Raw genomic sequence first — 10,738 nt, 5'->3', positions numbered from 1 at the left:
CGGCGAGCGCTTCACAAGGGCCATGGCGGCCTGATGTTCAACCCCGCCGCCCCGCACACGAAATTCCTGACAGTCCCCTGCTCGACCAGCTGGAGATGCAGCTCGAGGACCTGGAAGCCGACGCCCCCGAGGACGAACTAGCCGCGGAAGCGGCGGCGCGCCCGACCAACGTCGCCGCCTTTCAGCGCAAGCGGCCCGTGCGCAGACCGTTTCCCGATCACCTGCCGCGCGAACACGTCGTCGTTGCCGCACCGGAAAGCTGCCCGTGCTGCGGCTCGTCCCGGCTGGTGAAGCTCGGAGAGGACGTCACCGAGACGCTGGAAGTGATCCCGCGCCAGTGGAAGGTAATCCAGACCGTGCACGAGCGCTTCTCGTGCCGGGCCTGCGAGGCGGTGACCCAGCCGCCGGCACCGTTCCACGTCATCCCGCTCGGCCATGCTGGGCCGAACCTGCTCGCCATGGTGCTGTTCGAGAAGTTCGGCCAGCACCAGCCGTTGAACCGGCAGAGCGAGCCGCTATGCCCGCGAGGGCATCGACCTGCCGCTGTCGACGTTGGCTGACCATGTCGGGGTCTGCGCCGCAGCTCTACGGCCGCTTTATGCCCTAATCGAGCGCCATGTCCTGGCGGCGCAGCGGCTCCATGGCGACGACACGCCGGTGCCGATCCTGGCGAAGGGCAAGACTGACACCGGACGGGCCTGGGTGTATGCGCGCGACGATCGACCCTTCGGCGGCGCCGATCCGCCGGCGGTGCTGTTCCAGGCGTCGCGTGATCGCTCCGGCGATCATCCGCAGCAGCATCTGACGCGCTTCACCGGCATCCTGCAGGCCGACGCCTATGCTGGCTATAATCGGCTGCTGGTGCCCGACCGCCAGCCGGGACCGATCGTCGAGGCGCTGTGCTGGGCTCATGCACGCCGCAAGTTCTTCGAGCTCGCCGACATCGCGGCGAACCGCCGGCGTGGGCGTAACGCCGCGCCGATCTCGCCGATCGCCTTCGAGGCCGTCACCCGCATCGACGCGCTGTTCGATATCGAACGCGAGGTCAACGGCATGGATGCCAGTCAGCGCCGTGCCGTTCGCCGGGAGCGCAGTGTGCCCCTCGTCGCCGAGCTTGAGGCCTGGATGCGCGAGCACCGCACCAGGCTCTCCCGCCACGCGCCCGTGGCTCAGGCCATGGACTACATGCTGCGCCGCTGGGACGGCTTCGCCCGCTTCCTCGACGATGGACGCGTTTGCCTCACGAACAATGCGGCAGAACGGGCGCTACGCGGCATCGCCCTTGGCCGCAAGGCGTGGTTGTTCGCCGGATCAGACCGCGGCGCCGAGCGCGCCGCCGTCATGTACAGTCTGATCGGCACCGCCCGCCTCAACGATATCGACCCGCAGGCCTGGCTCGCCGACGTCCTCGCCCGCATCGCCGACACCCCGCAAAGCAAGCTCCCCGAACTCTTGCCCTGGAACTGGCGCGCTGCACGGGAGCCCGGGAGTCTCGCGGCATGAGCTACGTCGACCGCGTCGCGCGCCTGAAGATCGAGCTCGACGACTGGCAGCCCGCCATCTGGCGCCGTGTCGAGGTGCCGCTCACCTCGTCGCTCAAAGCCGTGCACGACGTCATCCAGGCCGCAATGCCGTTCGAGGACTATCACCTGTTCGAGTTCCGGATCGATGGGCAGCGCTTCGCCATCCCCGATCCGGAATGGGACAGCCAGCGCGACAGGACCGCCTCCGCCAAGACTTTGAGGCTCGGCGCCCTCATCGACCGCGGCGTCACCGAGCTCACCTACACCTATGACTTCGGCGGCGACTGGCGGCACACGATCACGATCGAGGCGACCGCCGCGGCCGATCCCGCCATGGATTATCCCCGCTACCTCGATGGAGCGCGCCGCGCCCCGCCCGAGGACGTGGGCGGTATCCCGGGCTTCGAGCTCTTCCTCGAAGCCATCGCCGATCCCGACCACGAGCAGCATGTCGAACTCATGCGCTGGTACGGGGCGCCATTCGATCCGGCTCTCATCGACGATGACCGCATCCGCGCCCGCGTCGCAAAGCTCGCCCGACGCCGCGCCATCGGCAAAGCCGCCTTCGCCAAAAGCCGAGGCCAGATCAACTGAGCAGACCAGTAATAGCCGTGGCCCTCGCCGGAGGGGTACAGCGCACAGCACGCAAGGTCTACAGGACGAGGGACGATGCCAGGGCCGATGTGTTCGACTATATCGAGCGCTTCTACAATGGTCGCCGCAGGCACTCGACATTGGGCTATCTCAGCCCCGTCGAGTTCGAGGAGCGAGCTAAATTAGCTTAACCTCGTGTCCACAGAACCGGCAGCAGGCCACCGCGCTTCAGCTATCGGGCCGAGCATGTGGTGGCGACCCTGGAAAGGGTCTGCGCGAAGGTGGGCTATCCGCGGACCATCCGGGTCGACCAGGGCAGCGAGTTCATCTCCCGCGACCTCGATCTGTGGGCCTACACGAAGGGGGTGACGCTGGACTTCTCCCGACCCGGCAAGCCCACCGACAACGCCTTCATGTTCCGTCGGGGGAATTGATCCACTGGATCAATTCCTGATCCCTCCTCACCTTCAACGGCCGCTTCCGGAGTGAGTGTCTGCGGTCTTAGGTAGCAAGCGCACCAAATTGGCGGCTGGATAGAGAGCGGCGGGTCGGCTCCAATGGCGGCATGGCGGAACTGTTGGTTGTCCAGACTTTGACGGAGAAGCGTGCCGAGATCCTTGGGCGGATCAGGACCTACGAGGCCCAGATTGCCCAGGCGAAGCACGATCTGGCGCATGTGAACGCCACGATTGAGCTGTTCACGGCGCCGGAACGGCAACGTGCCCGGTACATGGTCAGCCACGGCTTCTTCAAGAAGGGCGAGATTGCCGATATCTGCGCCCGCCACCTCGGTGTGGACGGCGAGCTGACCACGCGCGAGCTTGCCGAGAGGGTTATGGCCGAGCGCGGCCTCGACAGCTCGGATACGGCGCTGCGCAACTCGGTGGTGTTCAAGGTCGTCCAGGCGCTCCGCCATGCCAAACGCCGCAGGCTCGTCCGCATGATCGAGAAGCGCAAAGGAATGTGCATCTGGGCGCCCGGCGATACGATCACGCTGCGCGTCGTTGCCAATAGCCCTTCCACGCCCGGCTGATTGGCACGCCCAGCGCTCCCTGGATCAATCGATCGGCCAGGCGGCCGTTGCTTTCGTCACGGTGATCCTCGAGCCAGGCCGCATGGGTCGCATAGGCGTCGAGATATCGTCCTTCGACCCTGAGATGCTGGCCGCCGATCATGCGCCTGAGCCGCGAGAAGAAGCTCTCGGCGAGATTGGTGCACACTCCGTCCCGGCTGTAGGCCTCGGAATGGTTGATCCGCTGCATGCTGAACTGCGGCTCGAGCAGGTCCCAGTGCGCCACTTCATCGGCCGCGACGGTCGAGCCGGGGACGATCCGTTCCCGAGCGAACCCGACGCCCTGGGCTTCTCGCAGGAAGGTCCGGGTTATGGTTCGGCCTTGCCGCTGACGAAGAACGACCACCACGCGGCGTCTGCTGCTTCGATTGTCGAGACGCCGGCGATCGACGCGATCCTCGCGCCGATTGGCGGGGCGGACATGGCCGCCAAAGGCCGCCCCATCGACCTCGACCGTTCCGGACAGGCGGGCCTCCCGCGTTTCCGCCGCCATAGCCTCGCGCAGCTTGCGCATCAGCACGAACGCCGTCTTGTGCTGCACGTCGAGGTCCCGCGAGAGCTGAACCGCCGACAGCCCCTTTGAGGCGTTCACGCACAGGCAGATCGCTCCGAGCAAATCAACGAAGGTCAGCTTCCGGGACGCGAAGATCGTGCCGGACGTCACGCTGAACTGCCGATAGCAGGCGGCACATTTGAACCGGCGCCGGGTCGTCAGATGATAGATATCGATGCAGCCGCACAGCGGGCAGACCGGGGCGCCGCCCGTCTCCGGCCAGCGCAGACGGCAGAATCGCCGATAAGCCGCGTCCTCCCCTTCCGAGAAGATCGCCTTCAACGAAAGCGTCCTTGCCGCTGCCGACAGAAGAAAATGCTGAGCCATGACCGTCCCTCAGCCTGACAATGTTCGCCTTATGTTCTCATTGGCGGCGCAATGCAAGCCTTGGTGCGCTTGCTACCTAAGACCGAGTGTCTGAACGCCCACTGGTTCCTGACGCTTGCGGACGCGGCCGAAAAGATGGAGGCTTGGTTCAGATACTACAACGAAGATCGGCCGCATGGGGCCATCGGCCACAAGCCCCCGATCTCGCTGCAGAACTCCGGCGGCGTAGCCAGCCCACCGCCGTGAAGCAGGCCGGAAACTCCAGCCTCCGGCGGTCCAGAAAATGGTCTCGGATCACATGCCCCCGGGTTTTCCAACTCCCGCTGGGCCAAATTCGGGGAGCAAAGCGGACCACTTAATAGGGACAAGCCATCCTCATCGTTGAACGTGCATCGGGCTCCAACAGCGCACACTTTGGCTCTGATCAACGAGACACAAACCCAAAATGCGCCAGCTACACCACTTCACGAGAAACCATCCCAGACATCGGAAACCGAGTCAAATTTGCGTACCTAGACCTCTTCCCATTCCGGTCGGATTCTGTCAAAAATTAGGGAATGGCTAATGGTAGCATGACGGCTCTGATCAGAATCAACATGAGCATGTCCAAAGAGGCGATGCCTGACGTTCATTATATCCAAGATATAAAGCGATATTAAGCAATCCATTCAAATAGATATATTTTCTTTTGATGCAATTGCTCAGTTTATTTTCAATAAAACGTTTGTATTGCTGGGGATTTTTCAAGTAACTTTGGGAGAACTTGATTGGGATACTTGAATATTTCTGGCTCATCGCAGATAAAGCAACGAAATTTTTATTCCGCCCCACTCAGTGCGCGTTGGACGGGGCGCCTTAATATGGAACCTTGATCATGCCGGAATTGAAGGGGCGCTCGACGATATATTGATCGATTTTCCGTGATTTTTACCGGTAATGTTCGGCAAGAGATTTCATCAATGAGCAGTGTCACAACTCCTGTAGTAAATACTGTGAAGGCTCCTTCCAAATCCGAGGGTTCTTCCAATCGTGGCCCGAAGATTATCGGCTGGCTTGGGCGTAGTGATGGTCCTTATGTAAGTGGCTGGATACTGGATAAATCCAATCTTAAAAAGCGTTTAAGAGTCATAGTAGAAGTAAATGGAGAGCAACTGCCGCCGATGGTTGCTAGCGCGGACCGGCCTCAATTACGTTCAAGGGGCTTTGGCGATGGCAAGTTCGGGTTTCGAATCTATGTCCCGCCCGAGATTCGAAGCAAGGATGGCGCCCAACTCCGAATGTGGCCGCAGGATCATCCCAAGAGCGTTATTACATCGGATAAGCCGATACTAAAACGGCCGTCTGAAATGCTGCAGGGGCCGTCACCCGAAAAGCTGCAGGGACCGCCATCCGAAAAGCTGCAGGGTCCGCCACCCGAAAAACTGCCGGGAAAGCCGCCCGAAAAGCTGCAGGGGCCGCCACCCGAAAAACTGCCGGGAAAGCCGCCCGAAAAGCTGCAGGGGCCGCCGCCCGAAAAGCTGCCGGGAAAGCCGCAGCTTAAAGAGCTTTTCGATGCGAGCTTATTGGAGTGGAAGCGTCCTGGGCCGAAAAACTGGGCGACGCTATCTGCATTTGCAACTGATCTCAGTGGAATGCAGGATCTGGAGGGGCTGTTACGTGATTTGGGTCGAGCTTGCATTTATCAGAGTCGTTTGGATGTAGCTGAACGATATCTTTCCGCCTGTGATGCATTATTTCCAGGAGTTCCAGGTACGCGGTTCTATAAAGCTGTGCTTAGATCGCTGGTTGGCGACCATGAGAGTGCGATTGCGCTCTTCGAGCAATTGCGAGCCACCAAGTGGAACCCGCTACAGGTTCGATTGGAGTTGATCAAGACGCTTGTTCGGGCCATTGATCGCAGTGGTCATCGTTCTGATGCGACTCTACGTGAGCGCTTCGTTGGAGTTGCCCAAGAGCTGCTTGCGCTTGATGATGGGAAAATTCGCTACCCAACCTATATGTGCCGAACGTTGGCACACAGCGGACACCCCGAGCTCGGCCTGAAAGTAGCGGACTATCTCATCGAACGAGTGCCTAACTCGCCCGATGGTTATGTTAGCAAAAGCCAAATTCTGATCGAACAGAATCGTTTTGCGGAGGCTCTTGAGCTATCGCGTGAAATCCTTACGCGCTGGCCGACCAACGAAATCGCGATATACAATCTAAGGGTATTTTCGAGTCTAACGAGCAGCCATGTCGATAGTGACCAAACTTTGTTTGGTGTCCATATCGCGGATGGGAAGATCGTGTGGCTTGAGCGGGACGGCACTCCCGGTTCTCCTGTGAAAATTGCAGAGGCGCTTTCTCCTGGTGCTGCTCCTGCTGGCGCTTGGATCGTTTTTGGTTTGATTGCGGAGATTGAGCCGCGTCTGGATACCGTTACGTGGAGCGCACAGCTTGGGGGCTTAAACTCTCGCGCTGGATGTATCGAGCTTGATGATGGCGTCACGTTGTGGCGCGTTGAAACAATCTTGGATCTCGTAGACAGCAATCTCGTTACATTGGACGACGAAATTGCGGATTTGCCGGCCAAGTTAGCTCCATGGGTAGATTTTTATGTCAGTCGGCGCGTGAGCGATTATGAGGGACGCAAGGCACTTCTGATTTCACGCTATGGTGGCGCGAAGTTTGGCGGTGCGGAACATACGATGCAATCTATATCGGCCTATTACCGTGAGCGCGGCATGCGAACGATATTGGGTGGTACAGATCCGAGTGCAGCGCTATCGGAAAGCGAGCTTCCGCCTGGAGTCGAGGCTGCAGTGCAGGTGCCTAAAGAGCCTGCCCAACTACGTGCTTGGATTCTACAAAACGGTTACTCTTTCGTTCACGCCATCTCTGGCCTCGGGTTTCCCGTGGCGCAGGCGCTTGCTCACAGTAATATTTATTTTGTTTATGGAATTTATTTTTGGCGTGAAGTCCTTGGGCGAGCTTCCAGCGAAACATTTTTTGACGATTCAGATAATCCAATCCCTCGGGAAGAATTTTCTTATATTGTCCGAAATTCTAACGCTATTTTTGTAAACTCTCGGTATACCCAGAGAGTCATTGAACAGGCTCATGGAATGCGGTTTCCCGTTATTTATTCACTTGTGGAGGATCGCTGATGTCTTCTCTTCCTGCGAACCTTCCCGACGCCCCTTTTATTCTGTTGGTTAATTCGCGACCAGAGAAGGGATTCGATCTGATCGTCGAAGTCGCTTGTCGTTGTCCGGACATTCCCTTCGTTGCGATCTCAACGCAGTCATCGCAGGTTGCTGCACTTGGTCTTGTAAAAGAGCGCGGTGCGAACAATGTTGTGGTCATAGATAAGGTGGCTGATATGGTGCCGCTTTATGAACGCGCAAAAGTGGTTGCTGCGCCGAGCTACCGTTTTAAGGAAACGTTTAGCCGTGTGTGCATTGAAGCGCATCGGTTTGGTAAGCCGGTACTTGGTTCAACCGAAGGAAATATTCCATTTTTGCTTGAGCAGAGCGGCATTGTCCTTCCAGAGGATCCAGACGTTTGGGCGCGAGAGATCATTAAGCTCTATAAAGATGATGAATATTATGCGTTAATGTGTCGACGCGCTGTGGAAAATTCAGAGCGTTATTCCCAAGACGTGCAGCGGCGTTCGGTCAATCAGATTCTTGATGCGATCAGTTCTCCCTTGCTTATCGGTATCGGTTCCGGCATTGGCAATATGCTGCACTGTGCCCCAATGGTGCGAAATATTGCTCTTAGGCTCGGTCATCCTGTCGATATTGTGGTTGCCGTGGATCATCCAGGAAGTTTATTCTTGCTACAAAACTCTAAATACGTCAGTAGCGTATATCAACTTTCAACGACAATTATGAGGAAGCCATACGATACAGTATTTCTTACGCATAGCTTTGGAAGTGCAAGAATGAATTTTCAGGCTAATCGCGTTCTGCGAAGCCGAGATTGGAAGAATTTTGTTCCCGGCAAAACGAGTCATGAGACCCTATTTAATTTCGAAGCTGCGGAAGAGCTTCTTGGAATTCCTTTTGATACTCAAGATTTAACGCAATTTTTTGTTGCTGAGATTGAATATAATTGGACGGACGGCCAGATCGTTGGAGTGCATGGCGGCTCGAAGCCTGGCTATTGGGCTTCAAAGCGCTGGAATGGCTTTACCGAATTGGCGGAGGCGTTGACGTCGCGAGGGTTGCGGGTTTGCTCTTTTGGAACGAAGGACGAGTATGTTCCTGGCACGGAAGATATGACCGGGGGTTCTATTGAAGATATGATTCGGCAGATGACAAATTGTTCGTATTTTTTATCGAATGACAGTGGACTTATGAACATCGCCAATGCGTTGGGAATCCCACTGATTTCTGTTTTCGCACCAACCGAAGTCGCAACCCGCAGGCCGCTTGGCCGCCTGAGTCGAGTCGTCAGCGCGAAGGGTGATTGCGTGCCGTGCGAAGTCAAGAATCCTGAAATATTCAAGAATGGTAGTTGCAATTGCATTGAAACGATCTCGGTATCCGAAGTAATAACGGCCTTTGATGAACTCAGGGGGGAGGTTGCCCGGAATAGCATTGTAGAGTCTGTGAATTAAAAAGCGAAAGTGAGAACGTTATGATTATCCTAGCGCCGATCTCGGTCGGAGAACTATTTGATAAGATTACTATTCTTCGGGTAAAGTCTCAACGAATTTCTGATGAATCGAAGCTTTTGAATGTCAAGCACGAATTGTCAAAACTTGAAGATATGGCGAATGAGAAAATTGCCCCCAGCGCTGATCTCGATCGCCTAATCGACGATTTGCAGCAGATAAACGCGGCGCTTTGGGATATCGAAGACGGAAAGCGGGCCTGCGAACATCAGAAGGAATTTGGTGCAAATTTCATAGAGCTCGCGAGGCAAGTTTATATGAAGAATGATGAGCGCGCGCGTATCAAAAAAAATATTAATAATTTGACTGGATCTGAGATTGTTGAGGAGAAGAGCTATCAGAACGTCACTTAATGTTCATTTTTTGAATTTGGGTATCGGTCTTTTCTGACGGTGACTTGCCACTGCGTTTTTCCTCCACGGAGATTTAGAGTCCGGCCTTCTGAAGGACGGACAGATGAAGCGAGCACGGTTCACGGAGGAGTAGATCATTGCGGTTCTGCGCGAGCATGAGGCTGGGGCGAAGACCGCCGACCTGGCGCGCGAGCACGGGGTCTCGGAAGCGACCTTGTACAACTGGAAGGCTCGCTATGGCGGCATGGACGTGTCCGAGGTCAAGCGCCTGAAGCAGCTCGAGGACGAGAACGCCGAGCTCAAGAAGCTTTTGGCCGAGCAGATGTTGGATGCCGCCGCGATGCGCGAGCTTCTCTCAAAAAAATGGTAGAGCCTGCCGTCAAGCGCGAGGCAGTCGCGCATCTGCAGGCCGTGATGGGCCTGTCGGAACGTCGGGCCTGTATCATCGTCAATGCTGACCGGAAGATGGTCCGCTACCGGTCGTGCCGGCCGCCGGACACGGGTCTGCGCGGGCAACTGCGCGATCTCGCCAACGAGCGGAAGCGCTTCGGCTATCGGCGACTGTTCGTCCTCTTGCGGCGGGACGGCGAGCCGTCGGGTATCAACCGCATCTACCGCCTGTATCGCGAGGAAGGCCTTACGGTGCGCAAGCGCCGCGTGCGGCGGCGTGCGGTGGGAACCCGGGCGTCGATCCTCGTCGAAGCGAAGGCCAATGCGCGCTGATCGCTGGACTTTGTCCATGACCAGTTCGCCTGCGGGCGGCGCTTTCGCATCCTGAACGTCGTCGACGACGTCACGCGAGAATGCCTTGCGGCCATTCCCGACACCTCGATCTCGGGGCAGCGCGTAGCGCGCGAACTCACCGTGCTGATCGAGCGCCGGGGCAAGCCGGGCATGATCGTCTCGGATCATGGCACCGAGTTCACCTCCAACGCCATGCTCGCCTGGGTGCAGGAGAACCGGATCACCTGGTACTTTATTGCGCCGGGCAAACCCATGCAGAACGGCTTCCGCGAGAGCTTCAACGGCCGCATGCGTGACGAACTACTCAATGAGACCCTATTCTTCGGCCTCGACCATGCCAGGATCAGGATCTCAGCTTGGGCTGATGACTACAATCTGCGCCGTCCTCACTCGGCGCTCGGATACATCCCGCCGGCGGACTGCGCCGCCAATCTCATCTCAACCGCGCAATCCCGCGCAAAACCCGCCGAGGCTCTAACCGCCGCTGGATGACAAATCAGTGGCAGGTCACTGGCCTATGATCGGGCCGATCGGCGCAGTCCGGATCATGGTGGCAACGCGGCCCGTCGACTTCCGCAAGGGAGCCGAGGGTTTGGTCGCTCTGGTGCGCGAGACGATGGGTGCCGATCCATTCTCGGGCACGGTCTATGTGTTCCGCGCTAAGCGTCCCGATCGAGTGAAGCTGGTGTTCTGGGACGGCACCAGCATGGTGCGGGTGGCCAAGCTCCTTGAGGATGGCGAGTTCCGCTGGCCGAAGATCGAGGACGGCGCGCTGCGGCTGACGGGGGCGCAGCTGCAGGCCCTATTCGAGGGTCTGGACTGGCGCCGGGTCCATGAGGGACTGTCAGGAATTTCGTGTGCGGGGCGGCGGGGTTGAACATCAGGCCGCCATGGCCCTTGTGAAGCGCTCGC

7 protein-coding genes and 5 pseudogenes are annotated in these 10,738 nt (G+C 58.0%); 11 read left to right on the top strand and 1 reads right to left on the bottom strand.

The window, feature by feature from the left end; translation table 11 throughout:
• Positions 1 to 77: 77 nt before the first annotated feature.
• The 5 genes and pseudogenes from tnpC to AC1RU4_RS25985 all read left to right on the top strand — a co-directional run.
• A pseudogene (gene tnpC, locus AC1RU4_RS26005) lies at positions 78 to 1,503 on the top strand (IS66 family transposase); the annotation flags it as partial.
• Complete coding sequence (locus tag AC1RU4_RS26000; protein WP_492894735.1) at positions 1,500 to 2,117, top strand: plasmid pRiA4b ORF-3 family protein; 618 nt, start codon at positions 1,500 to 1,502, stop codon at positions 2,115 to 2,117. The pseudogene tnpC and the gene AC1RU4_RS26000, both read left to right, overlap by 4 nt.
• A 38-nt stretch (positions 2,118 to 2,155) precedes the next feature.
• A pseudogene (locus AC1RU4_RS25995) lies at positions 2,156 to 2,308 on the top strand (IS3 family transposase); the annotation flags it as partial.
• Between the two features lie 30 nt (positions 2,309 to 2,338).
• A pseudogene (locus tag AC1RU4_RS25990) lies at positions 2,339 to 2,533 on the top strand (DDE-type integrase/transposase/recombinase); the annotation flags it as partial.
• A gap of 149 nt (positions 2,534 to 2,682) precedes the next feature.
• The gene (locus AC1RU4_RS25985; RefSeq protein WP_492894733.1) at positions 2,683 to 3,150 is read left to right on the top strand and encodes a hypothetical protein; all 468 of its coding nucleotides are present in this window, start codon (positions 2,683 to 2,685) and stop codon (positions 3,148 to 3,150) included.
• Here AC1RU4_RS25985 and AC1RU4_RS25980 read toward each other — a convergent pair.
• The gene (locus AC1RU4_RS25980) at positions 3,107 to 4,069 is read right to left on the bottom strand and encodes an IS1595 family transposase (RefSeq protein WP_492894731.1); all 963 of its coding nucleotides are present in this window, start codon (positions 4,067 to 4,069) and stop codon (positions 3,107 to 3,109) included. The genes AC1RU4_RS25985 and AC1RU4_RS25980 overlap by 44 nt on opposite strands.
• A gap of 78 nt (positions 4,070 to 4,147) precedes the next feature.
• On the opposite strand from AC1RU4_RS25980, the pseudogene AC1RU4_RS25975 reads away from it, so the two are divergent.
• The 6 genes and pseudogenes from AC1RU4_RS25975 to tnpB all read left to right on the top strand — a co-directional run.
• Positions 4,148 to 4,315: pseudogene (locus tag AC1RU4_RS25975) on the top strand (integrase core domain-containing protein); the annotation flags it as partial.
• Between the two features lie 713 nt (positions 4,316 to 5,028).
• Positions 5,029 to 7,215: a hypothetical protein gene (locus AC1RU4_RS25970; RefSeq protein ID WP_492894729.1), complete on the top strand. Its 2,187-nt coding sequence runs from the start codon at positions 5,029 to 5,031 to the stop codon at positions 7,213 to 7,215.
• Positions 7,215 to 8,672, top strand: coding sequence for a glycosyltransferase family 9 protein (locus AC1RU4_RS25965; RefSeq protein WP_492894727.1), 1,458 nt, complete (start codon positions 7,215 to 7,217; stop codon positions 8,670 to 8,672). The genes AC1RU4_RS25970 and AC1RU4_RS25965 overlap by 1 nt, the downstream gene beginning before the upstream one ends.
• Before the next feature lie 20 nt (positions 8,673 to 8,692).
• The gene (locus AC1RU4_RS25960) at positions 8,693 to 9,082 is read left to right on the top strand and encodes a DUF6165 family protein (protein ID WP_492894725.1); all 390 of its coding nucleotides are present in this window, start codon (positions 8,693 to 8,695) and stop codon (positions 9,080 to 9,082) included.
• A gap of 133 nt (positions 9,083 to 9,215) precedes the next feature.
• A pseudogene (locus AC1RU4_RS25955) lies at positions 9,216 to 10,318 on the top strand (IS3 family transposase).
• A 25-nt stretch (positions 10,319 to 10,343) separates the two neighbouring features.
• The gene (gene tnpB, locus AC1RU4_RS25950) at positions 10,344 to 10,703 is read left to right on the top strand and encodes an IS66 family insertion sequence element accessory protein TnpB (protein ID WP_492894723.1); all 360 of its coding nucleotides are present in this window, start codon (positions 10,344 to 10,346) and stop codon (positions 10,701 to 10,703) included.
• The last annotated feature ends 35 nt before the right edge of the window (positions 10,704 to 10,738 follow it).

This window comes from Ancylobacter sp. GW821-FHT10E12 (assembly GCF_058809335.1).
Note: the sequence above shows the minus strand (reverse complement) of the source record. Positions and strands in the feature narration are given on the sequence as shown.